This window comes from Flavobacterium fluviale (genome assembly GCF_003312915.1).
GTDB classification, from domain to species: domain Bacteria; phylum Bacteroidota; class Bacteroidia; order Flavobacteriales; family Flavobacteriaceae; genus Flavobacterium; species Flavobacterium fluviale.
The window spans coordinates 3,853,153-3,877,591 of record NZ_CP030261.1 but is presented as its reverse complement, the minus strand read 5'-3'; the positions used below and the strand labels follow the sequence as shown (position 1 = coordinate 3,877,591).

Genomic DNA, 24,439 nt, shown 5'->3' with positions numbered 1-24,439 from the left:
CTAATCTTTTAATCTGTGGCAATAAAAATAAAAATAAATGAAAAAATCAATTATTGCATTATTAACGATTTTAGCAACCCTTCAAATCAATGCCAAAATCAAATTACCAGCTTTGTTTACTGATAACATGATGCTGCAGCAAAAGTCAAATGCGCCAATTTGGGGCTGGTCAGAAAAGAACGCTAATGTTACAGTAAAAACTTCGTGGGATTCTAAAACCTACAAGGTAAAAACAGACAACTCCGGTAAATGGAATACAGCTTTGCAAACTCCGTCATTTGGCGGTCCGTTTACAATTGAAGTTTCGGAAGGAAGCGAAAAGGTGATCATAAAAAATGTGTTAATCGGAGAAGTTTGGTTGTGTTCCGGACAATCCAATATGGAAATGCCTTTGAAAGGTTTTCAGGGACAGCCCGTAAAAAACGGAAACGAAATCATTGTAAGATCAACCAATAAAAATATTCGGTTAATCACCATTCCGCGTGCGACTGTTTTAGAACCTTTGCAGGATTTTGAAGGAAAATGGGAAGTAGCTTCTCCAAAATCAACTTCAAATTTTAGCGCTACGGCTTGGTATTTTGGTTCTCTTTTACAAGAAGTTTTAGACGTTCCGGTTGGTTTGATTCATGTTTCTTACGGAGGTTCAAGCATGGAAGCGTGGATGAATCAGGAAATGCTTAAAGATTTCGCCAGCGCTAAAATTCCGACTACAAAAGAAGAGTTGGCAAAAGATCCAAACCGTGTGCCTACAACTTTATTTAACGGAATGCTTTCGCCTGTAATTGGTTACGGAATAAAAGGCTGTATCTGGTATCAGGGAGAATCGAATTACGAAAGAGCATCTGAATACACCGCTTTAATGAAAAAAATGGTTTCAAGCTGGAGAGCTTTGTGGAAACAAGGAGATTTCCCTTTTTACTACGCTCAGATAGCGCCGTTTAATTATGCCTCTTTCCATCCAAAAGATTATTTGGAGAAATACAATTCGGCTTATTTGAGAGAGGCGCAGTTTAAAGCTTCAAAGGAAATTCCGAATTCAGGAATGGCAGTTTTGATGGATGTTGGAGAAGAAAATAACATTCACCCAATGGACAAAGAAAAAGGAGGAAACCGACTGGCATTTCAGGCTTTGGCAAAAACCTACGGAATTGAAGGTTTCGAATTTGAAAGTCCGAAATACAAATTGATGGAAATAAAAGACGGAGCGGTTACGGTTTCTTTTGATGATGTTGCCAACGGAATTACCTCTTATGATAAAGAAGTAACTGGTTTTGAAATAGCGGGAGAAGACAAAGTTTTCTATCCGGCAAAAACGGTAGTGAGAAGAAAATCAGTTGTTTTAACTTCGGATAAAGTAAAGAAACCATTTGCTATCCGTTATTTATGGAAGGATTTTGCAAAAGCGGAATTGTTTAGTGCAGGCGGTTTGCCGGTTTCTTCGTTTAGAACGGATGAATGGTAATTTATAATTGTGAATTGTGAATTGTGACGCTAGTTTGTCATTTCGACGAAGGAGAAATCACACAAGAGATTCCGCAACAGAATTGAAAATCTTTATGGTTACTAGTGAGATTCCTCGTTCCTCGGAATGACAACAAGAATTGAAAAATAAATGAAATACATAAAATACATACTTCTCTTCACTACGCTTTGCCTTAAAGCGCAAGTCCCTGTGCTCGATAATTACAATCAGGTTTGGAATACTCAGAGCAATAATTCATCAGAATCAATGCCTTTGGGAGGTGGTGATATCGGAATGAATGTGTGGGTAGAAAAAGGCGATTTGTATTTTTATTTTTCGCGAAGCGGGACTTTTGACGAACACAATACTTTATTGAAATTAGGAAGGGTAAAAGTGACGTTAACACCGAATCCTTTTGAGGGAGCAGCAGGTTTTTATCAGGAATTGAAACTAAAAGAAGGATATGTTTTAGTTGGGCAGAATGATACTAAAATCAAACTTTGGGTAGATGTTTTTAAGCCGATAATTCACGTTGATTTAGAAAGTAAAAATCCTCTTAAAATGACGGCTTCTTATGAAAGCTGGCGTTATAAAAACCGAGATTCAAAAGGAAAAGCCAATAATGCCAATTCTTATAAATGGGCACCTCAAGGAGATATTATTACCTATAAAGATTCGATTTCATTTGAAAATAACGGCATAAAATTCTACCACAGAAACAGGGAAAATACCGTTTTTGATGTGGCTGTAAAACAGCAGAAAATGGAATCGGTTAAAGACCAAATGCTGAATCCGCTTAAGCATTTAACTTTCGGTGGCTTTATGACGGGCGATAATCTAAAACCTGAAGGAACGTATTTAGGAAAATACCAATCGACAGATTTTAAAGGTTTTAATTTATCCAGTATAAAACCATCCAAAAAACATACATTAGAAATTTATTTAAATACCAATCAATCTGATTTTCCGACTTGGAATAATGGATTGAAAAGTCTGATTTCTGTAAACAAGAACACAGCAAAACAAGCAGAAAAAAACACGATTAAATGGTGGAATACTTTCTGGAACCGCAGTTTTATTTTTACTCAGAAAAAGCAATCGAATACCAAAGATTCGGTTTATCAAATCGGACAAAATTATCAGTTGTTTCGATATATGCTCGGCTGTAATGCTTACGGAAAATATCCAACAAAATTCAACGGCGGATTGTTTACCGTTGATCCCGTTTTTACGAATCCTGATTTAGATTTTACGCCCGATTTCAGGAATTGGGGTGGAGGAACCATGACGGCTCAAAATCAGCGTTTGGTTTATTTTCCGATGGTAAAAAGCGGTGATTTTGATATGATGAAATCACAGTTGGATTATTATTTGAGTTTACAGAAAAATGCCGAATTAAGAAGCAAAGTTTATTGGAATCATAACGGTGCATCATTTACAGAACAATTGGAAAATTTCGGTTTACCAAATCCCGCAGAATACGAATGGAAACGTCCCACAGATTACGATCCGGGAATGGAATATAATGCGTGGCTGGAATATGAATGGGATACGGTTTTTGAATTTTGCCAAATGATGTTGCAACAAAAAGAATATGCTGGAGAAGATACTCAGAAATACAATGCTTTCATAATTAGTTGTATTCGTTTTTTTGATGAGCATTATCAATATTTGGCGAAACAAAGAGGAAGAAAAGCTTTGGACGGAAACGGTAAACTGGTTCTTTTTCCAGGCTCGGGAGCAGAAACATATAAAATGGCAAATAATGCCAATAGTACCATTTCGGCTTTACAAGTTATTACAGCCAATATTTTAAACCTTTCTGCAAAAGAATTGTCCAAAGAAGATGCCGAATATTTAAAAGGATTTCAAAATAGAATTCCGCCTTTAAATTTCGGTCAGATTGAAAATCACAAAGTTTTACTTCCTGCAAAATCTTGGGAAAGAGTGAATAATTCGGAAGTACCGCAATTGTATCCCGTTTATCCGTGGGGAATTTTTGGCATTGGAAAACCTGATTTGGAAACGGCTTTAAATACATGGAAGTACGATTCTGATGCTCTGAAATTTAGAAGCCATATTGGGTGGAAACAAGACAATATTTTTGCAGCACGTTTGGGATTAACAGAAGAAGCTGCGAAATACAATACCTTAAAAATGGCCAATTCAGAAAGACGTTTCCCTGCTTTTTGGGGACCAGGATTTGACTGGGTTCCAGATCATAATTGGGGCGGTTCAGGAATGATAGGCATGCAGGAAATGCTTTTGCAGGAAACTGACGGAAAAATTTATCTTTTCCCAGCCTGGCCAAAGGATTGGAACGTTCATTTTAAATTGCATGCGAAACAAAATACAACGGTTGAAGCCGAACTCCTGAATGGAGAATTGAAGGTTTTAAAAGTTATTCCGGAAGAAAGAAAAAAAGATATTATAAATCTGCTTGGAAAATCTGAAGCAGCAAAAACAAAATTAAACTAACTATTACCAAACAAAAATGATAAAGAAATTAATAAGCGCTGCTTTTCTGTCCTTGATTTTGACCACAAACGGACAAGCACAATCAGCTCAGAATACGGACAAACAAATTGTAAAAGTCGACTTTGATTTTTTTCAAAGAAGACTAGAAGAAGTTCATGATCCGAGTTATGATTCTTGGGTTATCAATGAAGGAAAAGAAGCTGAAAAATCATTTAATAATGTATCATTTAAACTAAAAGGAAATTTTACTTCTAAATGGTACAAAGTTGGAATGAGCGCACCGCATTACAACAAATTAGGAAGCGACGGTTTAGTAACTTCTGAAAATTTAGAATTGAAAATCAGCGGATTGAAAGCAGGAAAACACACGCTTTTAACTTTTCATAATGCTTTTGATGTCATTACAGGGAAAACTTTTTCTCCGATAAAAATATTCGTCAACGGAAAACTGCAACAAACGGTACATGCAAGTCAGAGAGCCAATGCTAAAATTGATGCATCGATGGCGTATATCACTTTTAATGCAGAAAAGGGCAAAGATGTAATTGTTCGTTTTGAAATCGATCCGACTTCATATCCTGATGTAGTAAAACAAATCGTAATCAATGGATTTGAAATTGATACGCCAAACCTAATGAATCAGGCGCGTACTCCTGAACCAAGAAACCGTGATGAACATGTTGAAGTGGGTAAAACTCTAACTTTAAAATGGGATGCTGTAAAAAATGTAGCAGCTCACAAGTTGTATTTTGGTGAAGATAAAAATGCGGTAGAAAATGCGACAGAATCTTCAAAAGAATTCAAAGGAAAATTGGCAGATAAAAATTTTACGGTTTCTGATTTATATTCAGGAACAACGTATTACTGGAGAGTGGATGAAGTGGATCCAAATGGCGAAGTAACTTTAGGAAATGTGTGGTCGTTCAAGCCGGCACAATTGGCATTTCCGGGAGCAGAAGGCTACGGCCGTTATGCTGTTGGAGGACGTGGTGGAAAAGTAATCGAAGTAACCAATTTAAATGATGACGGACCTGGAAGTTTACGTGATGCCATCAATCAGGAAATCGGGCCGAGAACGATTGTTTTTACTGTTTCGGGAAATATAAAACTGGAATCGAGATTAGTAGCAAATCAACCTTATATTACAATTGCGGGGCAGACAGCGCCGGGCGAAGGAATTACCATTACCAGAGCACCAATTGGATTAACTGGAAATGATGGTGTTGTTCGCTTTTTAAAAGTGAGAATTGGAGGTGGAAGAACTTTTGACGGAATGGGGTTAACAGGTGCAGATTATAGCATTATTGATCACTGTTCGATTAGCTGGACAATTGATGAATCGTTTAGTTCACGCGGAGCGCATCATATTACATTGCAGCGAACTTTAATTTCAGAAGCATTGAATGTGGCGGGACATGGCAAATATGAAGCTGGAAAAATGCACGGTTATGCGGCTACAATTGGCGGAGACATCGGAAGTTTTCACCATAACTTATTGGCTCATAACTACGGACGCAACTGGAGTATTGGAGGTGGTTTAAGTGGTGACGGATTTTACACAGGAAGATTGGATATCACTAATAATGTGGTTTATAATTGGGGAAAAAGAGCAACAGACGGTGGTGCAAACGAGGTAAATTTTGTCAATAATTATTATAAGCCGGGTGCTTCAACAGCAATTTTTGTGGCATTAAATGCACAGCACGAAGGGGTTGGAAAAGGAATGCAGCGTTATTATTTTGACGGAAATGTGATGCCGGGTTATTTTAATGAGAAATCTCAAGATAAAGGAAGAAAATTTACGACAACAAATAATGAGAAAGTTGAATATGAAACTTTTGTAGATAAACCATTTTTTCCTTCATATGTAGAAACGCAGTCGGCTAAAGCGGCTTATAAAAACGTACTTTCAGATGTTGGGGCGACTCAGCCGTTTTTTGATAAACACGATACCCGAATTATTGGCGAAACTTTAAAAGGAACTTTCACTTATAAAGGAAGCAAAAGCGGTCTGGGCGGCATGATTGATAACGAACAAGATGCTGGAGGATGGCCAAATTTTCCTTCAGAAACGCGTCCTTCAGATTGGGATACCGATCATGACGGATTGCCAAACTGGTGGGAAAAAGCTTTTGGTTTAAACGAAAACTCAAAAGCTGGAGATTTTTCAGATGCAAATCAGGATAATGACAAAGACGGATATACGCAATTAGACAATTATCTGGATTGGCTGTCAACACCGCATTATTTTGTGAATTCAGGTGAAAAGAAAGTTTTAAATGCCGGAGATTTTTTCAAAGGTTATGAAAACAAACCTGTTTACACTTTCTCTGATCTTAAAAATGGAAAAGTAGTTTTAAAAGGAAAAGAAATTCAGTTTACAACCGTTGAAAAAGGATTCGCTTCTTTCGTACTAACCGTAAAAGACGCAGACGGAGATTCAATGAGCAGAACAATTAATTTCTTTGTAAAATAAATAGTAAACCATATAAGTGATATAAGAAATTATAAGATAGACTTAATCTTATGCAGTTCAAGTTTAAGAAAGTTTATTTTAAATGAGCTTATATTTCTTATATGGTTAAAAATCATTATAAAATGAAAAATTTTTTAAATGTTTCCCTTAGTTTGTTTTTTGTTAGTTCTGGATTACTGTCGCAGAACAAAGGTTTGGTTGCGAATTCAGAAAGTCCGTATTCAAAACTGCAAAGCATTGGTTTACAAGATGTAAAATGGACAAATGGTTTCTGGAAAGAACAATTTGATGTAGAAACCAAAAACACCCTGCCTTATATGTGGGATTTGTATCATAACGATGAGATTTCGCATGCTTACAAAAACTTCGAAATTGCAGCAGGCGTAAGCAAAGGAACGTTTAAAGGTCCTTCGTTTCATGATGGTGATTTCTACAAAATTTTTGAAGGAATGGCAGCAACTTATGCCGTTACAAAAGACAAAAAACTCGATCAGGAAATGGACAAAGCGATTGCGCTTTTCGCAAAAGTACAGCGCAAAGACGGCTACATTCATACACCTGTTTTAATCGATGAGCGCTGGGGAACTTTAGGACCGGAAGAAGTAAAAAAACAGTTGGGTTTTGAGAAATACAATATGGGACATTTAATGACTGCTGCCTGCATTCATTATCGTGCTACAGGAAAAACTAACTTCTTAAATATTGCAAAAGGCGTTGCCGATTTCTTATATGACTTCTACAAAAAAGCATCACCGGAACTGGCTCGAAATGCGATTTGTCCATCACATTATATGGGAATTGTCGAAATGTACAGAACGACTAAAAATCCGAAATACCTGGAACTTGCCAATAATTTGATTGACATTAGAGGAACTACAAATGATGGAACCGACGACAATCAGGATCGCATTCCGTTTAGACAGCAGACTACTGCCATGGGGCACGCCGTAAGAGCGAATTACCTGTATGCAGGAGTAGCTGATTTGTATGCGGAGACAGGAGAAAAGAAATTGTTAGACAATCTGGAATCGATTTGGGATGATGTAACGTATCGTAAAATGTACATTACTGGAGCTTGCGGTTCTTTATACGACGGCGTTTCACCAGACGGAACTTCTTATGATCCAACGGTAGTGCAGAAAATTCACCAGGCGTACGGAAGACCTTTCCAATTGCCAAATGCAACGGCTCATACCGAAACCTGCGCCAATATTGGAAATGTTTTATGGAACTGGAGAATGCTGCAAATTACCGGAGATGCTAAATATGCTGATATTGTGGAATTAGCACTTTATAATAGTGTGCTTTCTGGAATGGATTTGGAAGGAGAAAAATTCCTTTATAATAATCCGCTGAATGTGTCTAATGACCTGCCGTTTCACCAAAGATGGGGAAATGAACGCGAAGGTTATATCGCCTTATCAAACTGTTGTGCGCCAAACGTAACCAGAACAGTTGCGGAAGTTGGAAATTATGCTTACAATCTTTCAAAAGAAGGTTTGTATGTAAATTTATACGGAAGTAATTCTTTGAAAACAAAATCGCTAAACGGAGAAGAAATCGAAATTGAGCAGCAGACGAATTATCCGTGGGACGGAAAAATAACGTTGAAAATTGTAAAAGCGCCAAAAGATCTGCAAAATTTCTTCTTGAGAATTCCGGGCTGGAGTCAGAATGCTTCGGTTGCAGTTAATAACGCAAAGAGTAATGACAAAATCGTTTCTGGCACTTATTTAAAATTAAATCAAAAATGGAAAAAAGGAGATGTGATCGAATTAAATCTTCCAATGCCAGTTGAATTGATGGAAGCCAATCCTTTGGTGGAAGAAGTTAAAAATCAAATCGCTGTAAAAAGAGGACCGCTGGTTTATTGTTTAGAATCAGATCAGCTTCCTGCCAAAACAAGTGTAAATGATATTGCTTTAAATGTGAATTCGAAATTTACGACTAACGACTTCATACTCAATAATAGAAACTTAGTAAGCATTGAGGCAGAAGCGGTCATAAAATCGGATAATTCTTGGAATAAAACTTTGTACAAACCGCTTAATTCCAAAGATGCAACTGCTGTACCAGTAAAATTGATTCCTTATTTTGCATGGGGAAATAAAGGAAAAGGGGAAATGACGGTTTGGATGTCGCATTAAGTTTGGACACGGATGAAACGGATTTACTTCGTAAAGACGCGGATTATAAACGGATTTTAACCTTACAGTTTGTCATTCCGAGGAACGAGGAATCACACGCGTAAATCGACAAAGATTGGGTATCAAGAATGCGGAATTTCGAGTGTGATCTTTCCTTCGTCAAGATGACAAAAATACTAAAACTAAATAAAAATATATGAAATATATTCTAGCATTATTTTTACTAACAACACTTTCAATTTCAGCCCAAACGCTTGATAACAAATTAGCTTTAACCGTTGCGCAAGACGGTTCGGGAGATTTTAAAACCATTCAGGAAGCGGTTAACAATGTAAAAGACAATTCAGAGAAACGCGTTGTAATAACTATAAAGCCAGGAGTTTATAAAGAGAAATTGGAAATACCAGTTTCTAAAACGTTCATCACTTTAAAAGGAACTGATCGAAGTAAAACGATTATTTCATTTGATGATTATTCGGGAAAACCGCTTCGAGAAAAAGATCCATCAGGAAAGACCGCTTTTGGAACGGGAACTTCGTATTCATTTTTAATTAAAGGAAATGACTGTACGTTAGAAAATCTAACTGTAGAAAATACGGCAGGAAGAGTAGGGCAGGCGGTGGCGCTTCATATTAAAAGTGATCGGGTTATCGTAAAGAATTGCAATCTTTTAGGCAATCAGGATACACTTTATTTATCAGAAGAAAAAACTCGTATCTATTTTGAGAAGTGTTTCATCAACGGTACAACTGATTTTATTTTTGGTGCTGCAACAACTTATTTTTATAAATGTACGATCGAAAGTTTAACGAATTCTTATATCACTGCAGCTTCAACTCCGCAAGGACAGGCTTATGGATTTGTTTTCGTTGATTGTAAACTTACAGCCAAAGACAAATCCGTCGATAAAGTATTTTTGGGAAGACCTTGGAGACCCTATGCTCAAACTGTTTTAATTAATACAGACTTAGGTTCGCATATTATTCCAGAGGGTTGGAATGCATGGATTGATACAAGGTTTCCTGATAAAGACAAAACGGCTTACTATGCAGAATTTGGAAGCAAAGGTGTGAGCGCTAAAGAGATTTCTCAAAGAGTGTCATGGTCGCATCAATTAAATAAAGAAGATCTCAAAAAATATAGTAAAGATTTAGTTTTAAACGGATGGAATCCAAATAAGTAAATTGATGAAAAACGTTAGAATTTTATTAATCGGACTGTGCTCTTTGCTGGTGCTGGGCGCTTTTAATTATAAACAAAAAGTAACAACGATTTACTTAATTGGAGATTCTACAGTTGCCGATTATTCATTAGAAGAAAATTATCAAACCAAGAAATTTCCGCAAGTGGGCTGGGGGCAGGTTTTTCAGCCTTTTTTCCAGAAGGATAGTTTAAAACTGGTCAAAAATATTTTAGGCAATGTTAAAGAAGTAAAAATTGACGATCGGGCAAAGGGCGGTAGAAGCACCAGAACATTTTTTCAGGAAGGACGCTGGGCTTCGGTTTACAAGTCACTTCAAAAAGGAGATGTGGTTATGATGCAGTTTGGACACAATGATGCATCGGTCGAAAAAACAGAACGTTATGTCAATATTGAAGGTTACAAAGAGTTTCTGCGTCTTTTCATTAATCAAACCAAAGAAAAAGGCGCAACGCCAATTGTAATTACTCCGGTTGCCAGAAATTATCCTTGGAAAGATGGTAAATTGACTAATGTTCATGGTGAATATCCTCAGGCTGCAATTGCAGTGGCAAAAGAATTAAATGTAAAGTATATTGATTTGAATGAGCTTTCGATGAATTTCTTTTCTTCAAAAGGACAAGACTATGTAACCACAAACTATTTTATGAATTTTGAAGCCGGAAAGTTTCCTGCTTATCCGGAAGGGCAAAAGGATAATACACATTTTCAGAAGGATGGCGGAATCGAAGTTGCAAGACTAGTGTTTAATGCGATGAAAAATTTATAAGCTTAAACAAAATAATACACAATCTTAAAAAAAAAGCTCGCGAAGTACTCCTTTACGGTACTAATAGCGGGCTTTTTCTACTTTTAAATTTTTTATATTAGAATCAAAAAGAGTCAGGGAATAGATGTTAATCAGAATTTACGTTTAAAAATATTTTTTTTTCAAAAAAAATATTTCACTCTTTTTAAAAACTATCCTGCTTTTATTTTGTAAGTTTTTTATTATGAATAGTCTTTAGATTTAGAAAATTACGCTATCGTTTTCGTTAATTTTTAGATTTTATAAAAACTTCTTTATCAGATACCATAGTAATTAGTTTTGCAGAATAAATAATAGATATTTATTTTTGATAAACATCTTCTCGTTTTTTAGTAAAAATGGGATTGTAAATTTTATTTTAAGCAAACATTTGTCTTAATTATTTAGGTACTTATATTTTTTTCTTTCATTTTTTATTAATATTGTTTTTTTTGTGTCTTTTTTTTTGAGAATATACGATTAAAACAGGATAGAGCAGGACGGTTGTAATGTGTCATCGTTATATTTTTGGAATACAAAAAATAAATGTGTTTTAAACATTTAATAAAATGGTTTAAGAATTATTTAAATAAAATTTTATTAAAATTAAGACATGTTTAAAACATGACTAACTAACATTAATAACCTAACCAAAAAAAACATTTATGAAACAAGCACTTATAAAAAGATGTAGTTTTCTTTTGTTTACGCTGATGAGTGTAATGAGTTATGCTCAAAACTCTACTCAAGTTACCGTAACAGGAACTGTTACCGATAATGTATCAGGTCTTCTGCCTGGTGTGAATGTAACTGAGAAATCTACAAAGAATACAGTTATAACAGATTTTAATGGTAAGTATGAAATCAAAGTAAAACAAGGTGCTACTTTGGTGTTTTCTTTTATAGGAATGAAGAAATTAGAAATTCCTGTTAATGGACGTGCTACTGTTGATGCAAAATTATCAGAAGATTCTAATGTACTGGATGATATTGTAGTTGTAGCATACGGTACTCAGAAAAAGAATAACGTTACCGGAGCTATTGTTACATTAAAACCAGATGATTTTCAAGATTTACCAGTCTCAAATTTATCTGAAGCATTAAGAGGTTTGACTCCGGGTGTAAGTGTATCGGGAGGTGCAGGCCGTCCAGGTGATGCAGCAACTCTTCAAATACGTCAGACTTTTGGATTTTCAAAAGATGGTAACTCTAATATTCCATTAGTAGTTATTGATGATATGGTGCAGGTTGATCCTCAAAACGGAAAACCTACATTGGAGACATTTAACCAATTAGATCCATCAGAAATTGAAAGTATGACTGTTTTAAAAGATGGTTCTGCAGCAATTTACGGATCAAGAGCTTCACAAGGTGCTATTATAGTAAAAACTAAAAGAGGAAAATCTGGAAAACCAAAGTTTACCTACTATAGTCAATTTTCAGTTAATGATGCGGTAAGCCATAGTAAAACAATGAGTGCTTATGAGCATGGAATTTGGAAAAACAGATTTTTGAATTCAAACTTAGAGGCTGACCAATCTAAATATTTTTCTGCTGCAGAGCTTGAACAAATGAAAGGTTTGAATTATGACTGGCTTAAAGAAGCTTGGAAACCTGCTACGCAGCAAAGACAGTCTCTTTCTGCAAGTGGAGGAACTGAAAAAGCAACTTATTTTGCAGGTATTACTTATTTTGATCAAGGACCTAACTTAGGAGAACAAGATTATAAAAAATGGAATTTCAGAACAGGAACAAATATTAAAATCTCTCAGGATTTAGAATTTTCTGCTTCCGTTTCTGCTATTACAACTGATGTAAATAAATCATTTTCTAAAGCTTCGGCAAACTTAAACGATAGTAGTTTTGGTTCATTAGCTGGTGGGGAGCAAGCAGATTATGCTTATTTATTACACATGCCAAAATATATTCCTTGGCAGACTACTGTAAATGGAAAAAACTATTGGATGTCTCCTTTTCCACGTACAGATCGTAATTTAGGAAGTGCAAACTCTAATACGACTATTGCAGGATGGAACTATTTCGCAGGTTTAGATGCTGGAAAACAAATAGAAGAACAATTTTCATATAATGTGAATTTGTCTCTAGAATATAAATTACCATTTGTAAAAGGTTTAAGCGTAAAAGGAAGTTTCGCAAGAAGCCAGTCTAGCAGTTATACAGAGCAGTATCAATTACCATATGATTTAGCTAGAATAACTAACCATCATTTAGCTGATAATCACTTAGAAAATCCTAATTCAGTATATGCTATCGATACTAATATCCGTGGTTCTAGAGTTTATTACACTACAGATATGGATAAATTAATTCAGGCTAACTTTTTTGCAACATATGCTAGAACGTTTGGAAATCATAACGTATCTGCTATGTTTGGTTATGAGCAGTCAGAAGCATGGAACAAAAATGTTCGTTTAGCTTACGAAGGAACTTCAAAAGATTATCTAGGAAATAGTACTACTGCTGGACCAATAAGCACAAATTCGCAGGCAGTAAAAGTAGAGTCAGGAACACAGTCTTACTTAGGACGTGTAAACTACAGCTTTAAAGATAAGTATCTTGTTGAGTTTATTTTTAGAAGTGATGCTTCTACTAAATTTGCACCACAAAACTACTGGGGCTTTTTCCCAGGCGCTCAATTGGGTTGGGTTGTAACAAAAGAAGATTGGTTTACTGAAAATGTTTCTTGGATCAATAATTTGAAATTACGTTACTCAATTGGTAAAACTGGTAAGGATAATATTGATTACTGGAGATGGCTTCAGTTTTATGAGCCATTGCCAGACAAAGGAGCTCAATTTGGATCAAATGGAGGTCTTTTAGGTGGTGGAATTACGCCGCGTCCAAATCCAAATGAAAATGTACATTGGGATACTACTATCAAAAATAACGTTGGTATAGATATTGGGGTTCTAAAAAACAGATTACAGCTTACTGCTGATTTCTATTACGATAAATCTACAGAAATGTTAATTGGATTAGCTGGTGAAGCTGGTACACCAATTACAGTGGGAGGTGGTTTTGCAGAGGTGAACTATGCAGCTATTGATGCTTGGGGAACTGAATTTAGCTTAAATTGGAATGATAAAATAAAAGAAAATTTTAGCTACAATGTAGGGGTCAACTTCGGATTTTCAAATAATGAAGTTAAAAAATACCCTGAGCTTGCCAGAACAGATGCAAATACAAATATAACACAAGTTGGTGCTTCTACATTTTTTCCAGTATGGGGATTTAATACATGGAAACAAACTTCAACTGGCGACGGTATTTTAAGAACAGACGAAGACGTAGCGAATTACTGGAACTATTTAACAGAAAGAGCTACAGCTGCAGGAGGTGTTCCTTCTTATATGGGTATCAATAACGTAACAGCTATGCGTAAAGGTATGCTGGCTTACGAAGATACGGGAGGTGTTTATAATGCATCAACAGGAACTCAAGCAGGGGCTGATGGTAGAATTATGAGAAATGAGGATTATGTTAAAATGGCTAACAACAATAGAACTTATGGGTTTACAACTAACATGGGTTTCAAATATAAATCAGTTTATTTCAAAACGCAGATTCAAACTTCATGGGGAGGTTACAATGCTCTTGATTTAGTAAAACAAGGTACAGCATCTGCTCATAATGATTGGGCTCATGAGTCTTTCTGGACAGATATGTATGATGCTACTGATAATCCTAACGGTAAATATCCTAATATGGGACAGCAGGATTATATTTTTGCTCCATCTGATTTCTGGCAAATGAATACATTTAGATGTGTAATTAGAAATATGACTTTCGGATTTGAACTTCCAAAAGAGCCAATGAAACAGCTGAATATCCAAAAAGCTACTTTAGGTATCACAGGTAATAACCTTTGGGATTTATATAACCCTTATCCAGATCATTATAGAAATATGTATGATGATTCAGCTTCTAGATATCCAACTCTTAGAACTTGGTCAATTAATTTGAATGTATCATTCTAATTTTAATTAAAAACAATTATGAAAGCAAAATTTTGTACATATATAACAATGGCTCTTTTAATGGTATTAGGAGTTTCATGCAGTGATGACTTTTTGGAAGACAAAAAGCAATATAAATATTACGATGAAGAATTCTTTAAAAGTGAGGAACGAGTTAATTGGTACGTAAACAATCTATATTATGATTTTTTTGATGCCTATAAAACACCTACTGCAGTAGTTGTTGGTTCTTATACAACTACTCAAACTTCTTACACAGAAGAAATAGGTGGTATTTCTGCTATGATTAATCCAAATATCACTTTGGAGAACGCGGTGGATGGATCAGGTTACTTTGGAAAAACATTAGTTGAAAACCCTTCAAATGATCCATATAACAGAATTAGAGATATTAATGTGATGTTGGAAAGAATTGATGTAGATGGATCTAATTTAAGCCAGACATTTCGTGATCAAATTAAAGGGCAGATGTATTATTTACGCGCTCTTCAATATTTCGATTTAATGCGTACTTATGGTGGTGTTCCAATTGTTACAACTGTTCAGACTCCTTCTAAGGATGATCCAGCAATTAAAATACCAAGAGCAACAGTAACGGAGTTAGTTACTCAAATTACTGCTGATTTTGATTTAGCAGCAAGTTTATTACCAAGTAGATGGCCGGCAACAGATTATGGTCGTTTTACGAAAGGCGCAGCATTAGCTCAAAAATCACGTGTTTTATTAACCTACGCAAGTCCATTATTTAATAAAGGCTGGGATTCATCAACTGCGCGTTGGGATGCCGCTTTAGCAGCAGGATTAGCAGCTGAAGCAGAATTAACTTCGGCAGGACATGGTTTGTATGGAGCTACAGCAAGAGATTGGGAAAGAATGTTTTATGTAAATGATAATGCATTCAATCCAGAAGCAATCGCGATTAAACTTTTAGCAAGCAGCACTACAGTTGCAACTTCTTTACAGTCAAATAGTTCTTGGGAAAGATCAATTCGTTTGGCAAGCCAAGGCGGACAAGGAAGTGGCGGAGTTAAAGCTCCTAAAAGTATGATTGACTTATTTCCTATGGCTAATGGAAAACGACCTACAGCTGCAAATAATTACAATTCATTCTTATTTTTTAGAGATCGTGATCCACGTTTTTACAGAACATTTGGTTTCTCAGGAAGCTACTGGCCTTACAATAATAGTTTAACTTCAGCTGCAGCACCTACTGTTTGGGCATATCGCTGGTCAACGAATGCTACTACGGGTGTAGCCTTTAGTACAGGTAATGATGTATCAAGCCCTGCTTTTATTCGTAAAATGTCTAGTCCTACAGTAAGTAATGCATCAAACTTTCAAATTTCAGGAACAGATATTATGGAATATCGTTACGCGGAGTTATTATTGAACATTGCAGAATGTTATGCTGCTAAAGGAGATGTTGGTAATACGATTAACTACTTAGGACAAATTCGTAAACGTGTTGGAATTCCAGCAGCAGATAATTACGGAATTGGTTTATTGGCAGATAAATATGCAGCTCTTGAAGCATGTTTATATGAGCGTAGAGTGGAGTTAGCTTATGAAGGAAAACGTTTTTGGGACGTTCAAAGATGGATGCTATACAGTGATGATTCTGCAATTAACGACCAAACAAATACTAAACTTGGTATTCCGCAATTAAACGGAACTCAGCGTATTGGAAATTATTTACATTACAAAAACGGAACTAGTCCTGCAGGAACAGATCCTTTAGCTGCTGCTCGTGCTTCTATTTCTGTGGATCCAGATGCAGCAAACTTTCAGGCTCAAATCACTGCTTTAGCAACTTTTTATACTAATAATTTTGAATTACGTTCTCCTCCAACACCTATGGATAATGTTAGTAATGTTGCTACTCCAATTTCTTGGCGATCAAATTATTACATTATGGGACTTAATCAGAGTGCATTGGTTAATAATCCTTGGTTAACGCAGACTATCGGTTGGAAAGATGGTAATGGCGCAGCAGGAAGTTACAATTACCAAGAATAAATTATAATATCAAAAAAAGAATTATCATATAAAACTTTTCACCTGTATTCGTCAAAAGATACAGGTGATTTGTTTAAAAAGAATTACCAAATTGAAAATTAACATGAAAAATTCCGCATTATTTATCACAGCTCTGCTTTTTTTGGGAAGCGCAAAGTGTTTTGCTCAATATCCGAAGATAAGTCCAGAAGTTCAGGCGCAGGAAAAAGCAATTAAGGAAGAAGCTCAGAGACTTTCTGATGAAGCTTGGACAAAAGCTTTAGTTGTTATTGAAGAAGAAGCAAAACATGGAAAACCTTATATTCCGTGGGCAGCTAGACCAACAGATTTACCTCAGGCAGAAATTCCTGCTTTCCCAGGTGCTGAAGGAGGTGGAATGTACACATTCGGAGGACGCGGCGGAAATGTCTATACGGTAACAAGTTTAGAAGACCGTGGACCAGGTACCCTGCGTGAAGCCTGCGAAAAAGGAGGAGCAAGAATAGTGGTATTTAACGTTGCCGGAATTATCAGACTTAAAAGTCCGTTGATTATTCGCGCACCTTACATTACAATTGCAGGGCAGACAGCTCCAGGAGATGGTATTTGTATCGCTGGAGAATCTACTTGGATTGATACGCATGACGTGATTATCAGACACGTGCGTTTCCGTCGTGGAGAAACTTTTGTAGGCCGTCGTGATGATGCTATTGGAGGAAATCCTGTTGGAAACATCATGATCGACCACGTTTCTGCAACTTGGGGATTAGACGAAAATATGTCAATCTACAGACACATGTACAATCCAGGACCAGGTTACCCAGACATTAAAGTTGGAACTGTAAATATTACGATTCAAAACAGTTTATTCGGAGAAGCATTAGATACTTACAATCATGCTTTCGGAAGTACTTTAGGTGGAGAGAACTGTTCTTTCATGAGAAATATGTGGGCTAACAATGCAGGAAGAAACCCTTCTATCGGTTGGAACGGAATTTTCAATTTTGTGAATAACGTAGTTTTCAACTGGTACAACAGATCAACAGACGGCGGCGATTATACAGCAAATTACAACATCATCAACAACTTCTACAAACCAGGTCCTGTAACCGATTTAACACAGCCAATCAGCTACAGAATATTAAAACCAGAATCAGGAAGAAGTAAATTGCCTTATTTAGTTTTCGGAAGAGCTTATGTTAATGGAAACGTGGTTAATGGAAACGAAAAAGTTACCAAAGACAACTGGGACGGCGGCATTCAGCTAGAGAATAAAAAAGGGGAATTAATGACTTACGATGAAGCAAAAGAATATTTTGCTAAAATGAAAACAGACAAACCTTTCCCAATGCCTTGGTTTAATAAATTCATGACTGCTGAAGAATCTTATGAATTCGTTCTTAAAAATGTTGGAGCAACTCTTCCAATTAGAGATAAGGTAGACGAAAGAATCGTAAGAACTGTAAAAACTGGAGTTCCAGAATATGCAAAAGGATTAGAGAAAAAAGAATTCTATCAATTCGAACACAGACGTTTACCTATGGATTCTTATAAAAAAGGAATTATTACCGACATTTCTCAAGTTGGCGGATATCCAGAATACAAAGGAAAACCTTATGTAGATACTGATAAAGATGGTATGCCAGATGCGTGGGAGAAAAAATACGGTTTAAATCCGAATGATCCATCTGATGCAAAAGGTGATTTAAACGGAGATGGATATTCTAATATCGAAGACTACATCAACGGAGTAAATCCAGCAATAAAAGTAAACTGGAAAGATCTGGCTAATAACAAAGAAACTTTGGTTAGACCTTTATTAGATTTAAAATAAGGAACAATTTTTGAAAACATTCTTGTTTAGTAATGAACAAGAATGTTTTTAAATAACTAAAAAATAAAAGTCATGACACTAAATAAAATAAATGTCGGTTTATTATCGCTTGTTTTTGCCTTTTCAACTTTAAATGCGCAACAGCATTTAGATCCTGAATATGTAAAGGTTACTAACGAAAGAGCTGCAAAAATAGTTACCAAATTAGATTTAAAAAACGAGGCAAAAGAAAAAGCAGTTTCAAACATCATTGCACAGCAGTTTAGAGATCTTACTGAAATTCAGGATGGAAGAGATGCTGAAATTAAAAAAGTAAAAGAAGATACTGCTTTAGCCAAAGAAAAACAAAATGAGAAAATTGATAAACTGAAATCAAAAGCAGATGAATCAATTGCAAAACTGCACAAATCGTACATCAAAAAATTAGGTAAAGAATTATCAGAAGATAAAATCACTGAAGTTAAAGACGGAATGACTTACGGCGTGCTTCCTATAACCGTTGCAGGTTACAATGACATGTTACCAAATTTAACAGCAGAACAAAAAGACTACATCTACAAAGCTTTAGTTGAAGCCAGAGAACATGCAATGGACGCGGGTTCATCTAAAGAAAAACACGGCTGGTTTGGTAAATACAAAGGAAGAATAAACAACTATTTATCAAAACAAGGTTACGATCTAAACAAAGAGAGTAAAGATTGGCACGAACGTGTTGAGCAAAGAGAAAAAGCTAAAAAGTAGTCATTAGTAATTAGTGATTAGTCGTTAGTTCTTAGTCTTTATTAACTATTGATTAGTTATTTGATAATGAGAATAATACCGTACTAAAAATGCTAATTGCTAAGACCCAATATCCAACACACAACAAAAAAGCTAAGGACTAATTACTAGTGACTAATCACTAAAAAATAAGGACTAACTACTAACAACTATTAACTAAACTAATGCATAATATTTTCCCTAACCGTACTTTAAAAAGAACATTTATGGCGTTGTCATTTTGTTCTCTTGTGTCATCTGCTTATGCCCAATATCCAGTAATTCCAAAACCCGTTCAGGAAAAAGCAGATGCTATTTTAGCTGACGAAGAAAAAAGACTGAGCGAAATCTGGAATGCTAATCTTCACATCATCAAAGAAGAAGCAAAACAAGGAAAACCTTATTTACCTTGGGCATCATATCCTAAAGATTTTGTTTTGGCAGATATTCCTGCCTTTCCAGGTGCCGAAGGCGGTGGAGCATACACACAAGGCGGACGTGGCGGAAAAATATTTGTAGTTACCAGTTTAGAAGACAGCGGAAAAGGAACTTTTCGTGAAGCCTGCGAAGCAGTTGGAGCAAGAACAATTGTTTTTAACGTTTCGGGAATTATTCAATTGAAAAAAAGAATCAGCATGCGTGCGCCTTACGTAACCATTGCTGGACAGACTGCTCCGGGTGACGGAATTTGCATCGCTGGAGAAACTTTAGAAATTGATACGCATGACGTTATTATCAGACACATGCGTTTTAGACGAGGTGCAACCGAAGTAACAAGAAGAGACGATGCATTGGGCGGAAATCCGATGGGAAATATTATCGTAGACCACTGTTCAGTAAGCTGGGGATTAGACGAAAATATTTCTTTGTACAGACATCAATTCGCAGCTAATGCAAAATCAAAACTGGAGAAATTACCAGCTTGTAACATAACCATTCAAAACACTATTTCATCAGAAGGTTTAGATACTTATAATCATGCTTTTGGAAGTACAATCGGCGGATTAAATAGTACGTTTATGCGCAATTTATGGGCAGATAACATTTCAAGAAATGCTTCTATCGGAATGTATGGCGACTTTAATTTTGTGAATAACGTAGTATTCAATTGGTGGAATCGTACACTGGATGGAGGTGATTATCGTTCGATGCTGAATATCATCAATAACTATTTCAAACCAGGACCAATAACACCAGCAGATCAGCCAATTGCACACAGAATCGTAAAACCTGAATCTGGTTATATTGAACCAAAACAATACGGAAGAGCCTATGTATCAGGTAACTTTATCGTAGGTTCTCCAGAAGTTACAGCAGATAACTGGAATGGCGGTGTACAATTAGAAGATCTTCCGGAAGCTCAAACAAAAGAGTTTTTAGCAGCAATCAAACAGCCAAAACCTTTCTCAATGCCAAAATTTAATATTATGTCGGCTGAGGAAGCATATGATTTTGTTTTGACGAATGTTGGAGCGACAATTCCAAAAAGAGATGCAGTTGACGAAAGAATCATCAAACAAGTCCGCACTGGAAAAATTGAAGTAAAAGACGGTTTAGAAAATGCAATTGGAAAAGAATTTGTTAAAAGAAGATTACCTGCAGATTCTTATAAAAAAGGTATTATAACACATCCTGACCAAGTGGGAGGTTATCCAACGTATAAAGGAAAAGCATATAAAGATTCTGATAATGACGGAATTCCAGATGCATGGGAGAAAAAATTTGGGTTAAACCCGAATGATGCTTCAGATGCGGTCAAAGATTCAAACGGAGACGGATATACTAACATCGAAAAATATTTCAACGGAATCGATCCAAACAGTAAAATTGACTGGACTAAAACCGAAAATAACACGGATACATTGGCTAAATTAAAGGGATTGTTACAATAAAGTCTTAAATTTAGTCACTAGATTATTCTTAAGAAATAGATAACCATCCAGTTTGTCATTTCGACGGAGGAGAAATCTTCGCAAGAAGCTCGACAAAGATTGATTATCATTACGGAGTTACTCGTGAAGATTTCTCCTCCGTCGAAATGACAAGATTGTGGAAAATGTAAATTTTAAAATAATATTGAGTTGAATTTTATCCAATTAAAAAATATAATTCCTTCTTCTAAGAACACATTATTTCTAATGTGTACCGCTTTGTTTTTTAATGCAAAAATCACAGCACAAACCAATTTTCCTGATATTATCAAAACCAAAGAAGGAAAACTTTCTTTCACAACAGATAATAAAGGAAACCAAATTCCTGATTTTTCTTATGCAGGATATATGGCATCAGAAAAAGCAATTCCGAATGTCGAGAATAAAATTTTTGTTCCAAAACAAGAAGAAGATGCAACTCAAAGAATTCAGGCTGCGATTGATTATGTAAGTAATTTAAAACCAAATAAATCAGGTTTTCGCGGAGCAGTTCTTTTAGATAAAGGAACTTTTAAAATCAGCGGAACTTTATTTATTAAAAAATCAGGTGTTATTTTACGCGGAAGCGGCAATAATGAAAACGGAACTATTCTTTTAGGAACCGGATTAAAAAGAGAAGCCGTAATTAGAATTTTAGGAATTGACGATAAAAAAATCGGTGAAACTTTTGAATTCAATACCAATTATACACCGCTTGGAACTAAAATAATCCAATTAAAAAATGCCTCAAAATTAAAGCCATCAGATGAAATTATCATCACAAAACCTTTGACCGATAATTGGATTAAAGAGTTGAAAATGGATGATTTTGGTGCAGAAACAGGCTGGGTTGGCTGGAAAAAAAATGACTGGGATATTACTTGGAACAGAGTCGTAACCAAAATCAACCGCAATGAAGTGACATTAAACGCTCCATTGACAATGGCTTTAGATGATGTTTACGGAACTGCAAAAGTAAACATATATTCTTGGTCGGGAAGAATTGAGCAAATCGGAATCGAAAATATTTTATTGAAATCAGCTTATGATACTTCAAAACCAAAAGACGAAGAACACAGATGGTTCGGAATCAGCATTGAAAACGCAAGAAATGCTTGGGTAAAACAAGTTAGTTTTAAGCATTTTGCTGGTGGAGCTGTTTCGGTATTAAAATCGGCACAGCAAATTACAGTTGAAGACTGTATTGCTACCGAACCCGTTTCTGAAATTGCAGGTTTTAGACGTCATACTTTTTATACAGAAGGCCAGCAGACCTTATTTCAACGTTGTTATTCAGAGTACGGTTACCACGATTTTGCAGTTGGCGGATTTGGAACAACAGGACCAAATGTATTTATTCAATGCGAATCATTTTTACCATTCAATAACAGCGGCGCTATCGGAAGCTGGGCAACAGGTGTATTATTTGAGATTTCTTATGTAGACGGCCACGCTTTAAGCTACAATAACAGAGAACAAAACGGAAGAGGAGCAGGATGGACAGCTGCCAATAGCGTTATTTGGGAAACATCAGCATCAAAAATAGAATGCTACAATCCGCCAACAGCGCAAAACTGGGCTTTTGGAACTTGGGGAGGCATTATGGCTGGAGACGGGCATTGGAAAGACGTAAACAACCATATTTCTCCTAGAAGTTTATTTTATGCACAACTAGAAAACAGAATGGAAAAACTTCCTGTCAATCCGCACATTTATGATTTAGGTTCAGAACCTTCTTCAAGTCCTACAATGGAAGTTGCCGCCGAATTAACTAAAAATTCTGTCGCTCCAAAACAAAGTTTAGTAGAATGGATTGCAGAAGTTTCAAAAGCAAATCCAATCAATACAAACAATTCAGGACTTAAAAATGCGAATGATTTAAAAATAAATGCAGCGCAAAATACAGTTTCAGATAAAAAAGTAACCACAAAAAATGGATGGCTTACTTATAATAATAAAGTAATCGCCGGAAACAGATTAAGCGTGCCGTGGTGGCGTGGAAGTCTGAGAGACAGTGATATTTCTAAATCAGTTCCGGATGTTACAAGATTCGTTCCGGGAAGAACCGGAACCGGATTTACGGATAATATTAATGAAGTATCAGATTATTTAAGCACCAATAATATGGTTGCCTTAGAGCACAATTATGGTTTATGGTACGAAAGAAGAATGGACGATCACGAAAGAGTTCGCCGTTTTGATGCCGATGTTTGGCCGCCGTTTTACGAACAGCCATTTGCCAGAAGCGGTCAGGATTTGGCTTGGGATCAATTAAGCAAATACGATTTAACAAAATTTAATGATTGGTACTGGGATCGTTTGTCGCTTTTTGCTAATGTCGCAGAAGCGAATGGACAATTGTTAGTCAATCAGCAATATTTTCAGCACAATATTATTGAAGCTGGAGCACACTGGTCAAGCTCACCGTGGCGTTCGGCAAACAATATAAACAGCACCGGTTTTCCAGAGCCGCCGCCTTATGCAGGAGACAAACGCATTTTTATGGCAGAGCAGTTTTATGATGTTACGAATCCTGCGAGAAGAAAATTACACCAGGGTTTCATCAGAAAATCGTTGGACAATTTTGCAGAAAACAGCAACGTAATTCAGTTAACAAGTGCTGAATATACAGGTCCGCTGCACTTTATGGAGTTTTGGCTGGACGAAGTTCAAAAATGGAAAGACGAAACAGGTAAAAAAGCAATCATTGGTTTAAGTGCTACAAAAGACGTTCAGGATGCTATTTTAAATGATGCCCAAAGAGCCAAGACAGTAGATGCAATTGACATTCGTTATTGGTATTACAAAGAAGACGGATCGGCTTATGCACCAGAAGGCGGTAAAAATTTAGCACCAAGACAACACGCCAGAAAATTAAAAACCGGAAAAGAAACGGATAATCAGGTGTATCGTGCCGTTCGTGAGTATCGAGAAAAATATCCTGAAAAGGTAATTTTATATTCAACCGACGGTTCACCAAGATTTGGATGGCCAGCTTTAATGGCGGGCGCTTCATTGGCAAATATTCCGAAAATCGAGCTTCCTGAGTTTTATACCGCTTTAAGAGAAATGAAATTAGTAGACGAAAACACGTTTTCAGACAATCTCTGGAAATTAGAAAACAAAGGAAAAAGCTATCTTTTTTATTTTAAAACCGATCAGGATATCACAATCGATTTATCAAACGAAAAAGGAACTTTTGAAGTATACGCAATAAACGCAGCAACAGGAACTTTCAACAAAAAAGCCAATATAAGCGGAGGAAAACAAATAGCAATTCCACAAGCAGAAATAAAAGAAAAAGTACTTTTTGTTGTAAGAAAGTAAAAGTTATTAGCCACGAATTCACGAATTGATTTGGAAAGAATTAAATCTGCGTGAAATAAAAACAT

At 36.0% G+C, this 24,439-nt stretch carries 12 protein-coding genes; all 12 read left to right on the top strand.

The annotated features are described in order from the left end of the window. Positions 1-37: 37 nt before the first annotated feature. On the top strand, positions 38-1,462 hold the full coding sequence (locus HYN86_RS16855) for a sialate O-acetylesterase (protein WP_113679096.1): 1,425 nt from the start codon (positions 38-40) through the stop codon (positions 1,460-1,462). Between the two features lie 150 nt (positions 1,463-1,612). Beyond that, positions 1,613-3,940: a DUF5703 domain-containing protein gene (locus HYN86_RS16850; protein WP_113679095.1), complete on the top strand. Its 2,328-nt coding sequence runs from the start codon at positions 1,613-1,615 to the stop codon at positions 3,938-3,940. Between the two features lie 16 nt (positions 3,941-3,956). Beyond that, entirely contained in the window at positions 3,957-6,416 is a 2,460-nt protein-coding gene (locus HYN86_RS16845; RefSeq protein WP_113679094.1) for a pectate lyase family protein, read from the top strand. Between the two features lie 122 nt (positions 6,417-6,538). After that, positions 6,539-8,563 (top strand): aceric acid hydrolase, encoded by a 2,025-nt coding sequence (locus HYN86_RS16840; RefSeq protein WP_113679980.1) that lies wholly within the window; start codon positions 6,539-6,541, stop codon positions 8,561-8,563. A gap of 196 nt (positions 8,564-8,759) precedes the next feature. Further along, a complete protein-coding gene (locus HYN86_RS16835) occupies positions 8,760-9,746 on the top strand; it encodes a pectinesterase family protein (protein ID WP_113679093.1) in 987 nt (328 codons plus the stop codon). Between the two features lie 4 nt (positions 9,747-9,750). Further along, positions 9,751-10,533, top strand: coding sequence for a rhamnogalacturonan acetylesterase (locus HYN86_RS16830; protein WP_113679092.1), 783 nt, complete (start codon positions 9,751-9,753; stop codon positions 10,531-10,533). A 683-nt stretch (positions 10,534-11,216) separates the two neighbouring features. Next, positions 11,217-14,549, top strand: a complete 3,333-nt coding sequence (locus HYN86_RS16825) for a SusC/RagA family TonB-linked outer membrane protein (protein WP_113679091.1) — start codon at positions 11,217-11,219, stop codon at positions 14,547-14,549. Positions 14,550-14,567: 18 nt separating this feature from the next. Then, positions 14,568-16,565 (top strand): RagB/SusD family nutrient uptake outer membrane protein, encoded by a 1,998-nt coding sequence (locus HYN86_RS16820; RefSeq protein WP_113679090.1) that lies wholly within the window; start codon positions 14,568-14,570, stop codon positions 16,563-16,565. Between the two features lie 103 nt (positions 16,566-16,668). Further along, a complete protein-coding gene (locus tag HYN86_RS16815) occupies positions 16,669-18,378 on the top strand; it encodes a polysaccharide lyase (protein ID WP_113679089.1) in 1,710 nt (569 codons plus the stop codon). 72 nt (positions 18,379-18,450) lie between these two features. Continuing rightward, positions 18,451-19,119, top strand: a complete 669-nt coding sequence (locus HYN86_RS16810; RefSeq protein ID WP_113679088.1) for a DUF3826 domain-containing protein — start codon at positions 18,451-18,453, stop codon at positions 19,117-19,119. A 203-nt stretch (positions 19,120-19,322) separates the two neighbouring features. Next, positions 19,323-21,029, top strand: coding sequence for a polysaccharide lyase (locus tag HYN86_RS16805; RefSeq protein WP_113679087.1), 1,707 nt, complete (start codon positions 19,323-19,325; stop codon positions 21,027-21,029). A 189-nt stretch (positions 21,030-21,218) separates the two neighbouring features. Continuing rightward, positions 21,219-24,374 carry a DUF6298 domain-containing protein gene (locus HYN86_RS16800; RefSeq protein ID WP_113679086.1) on the top strand — a complete coding sequence of 1,052 codons (3,156 nt, stop codon included), beginning with the start codon at positions 21,219-21,221 and terminating at the stop codon, positions 24,372-24,374. Positions 24,375-24,439 lie beyond the last annotated feature (65 nt).

Bases quoted from the DNA above. Each gene is read 5' to 3' on its own strand.
- HYN86_RS16815 (WP_113679089.1), top strand. From the start codon at position 16,669: ATGAAAAATTCCGCATTATTTATCACAGCTCTGCTTTTTTTGGGAAGC.
- HYN86_RS16835 (WP_113679093.1), top strand. From the start codon at position 8,760: ATGAAATATATTCTAGCATTATTTTTACTAACAACACTTTCAATTTCA.
- HYN86_RS16855 (WP_113679096.1), top strand. From the start codon at position 38: ATGAAAAAATCAATTATTGCATTATTAACGATTTTAGCAACCCTTCAA.
- HYN86_RS16825 (WP_113679091.1), top strand. From the start codon at position 11,217: ATGAAACAAGCACTTATAAAAAGATGTAGTTTTCTTTTGTTTACGCTG.
- HYN86_RS16810 (WP_113679088.1), top strand. From the start codon at position 18,451: ATGACACTAAATAAAATAAATGTCGGTTTATTATCGCTTGTTTTTGCC.
- HYN86_RS16805 (WP_113679087.1), top strand. From the start codon at position 19,323: ATGCATAATATTTTCCCTAACCGTACTTTAAAAAGAACATTTATGGCG.
- HYN86_RS16840 (WP_113679980.1), top strand. From the start codon at position 6,539: ATGAAAAATTTTTTAAATGTTTCCCTTAGTTTGTTTTTTGTTAGTTCT.
- HYN86_RS16830 (WP_113679092.1), top strand. From the start codon at position 9,751: ATGAAAAACGTTAGAATTTTATTAATCGGACTGTGCTCTTTGCTGGTG.
- HYN86_RS16845 (WP_113679094.1), top strand. From the start codon at position 3,957: ATGATAAAGAAATTAATAAGCGCTGCTTTTCTGTCCTTGATTTTGACC.
- HYN86_RS16820 (WP_113679090.1), top strand. From the start codon at position 14,568: ATGAAAGCAAAATTTTGTACATATATAACAATGGCTCTTTTAATGGTA.
- HYN86_RS16850 (WP_113679095.1), top strand. From the start codon at position 1,613: ATGAAATACATAAAATACATACTTCTCTTCACTACGCTTTGCCTTAAA.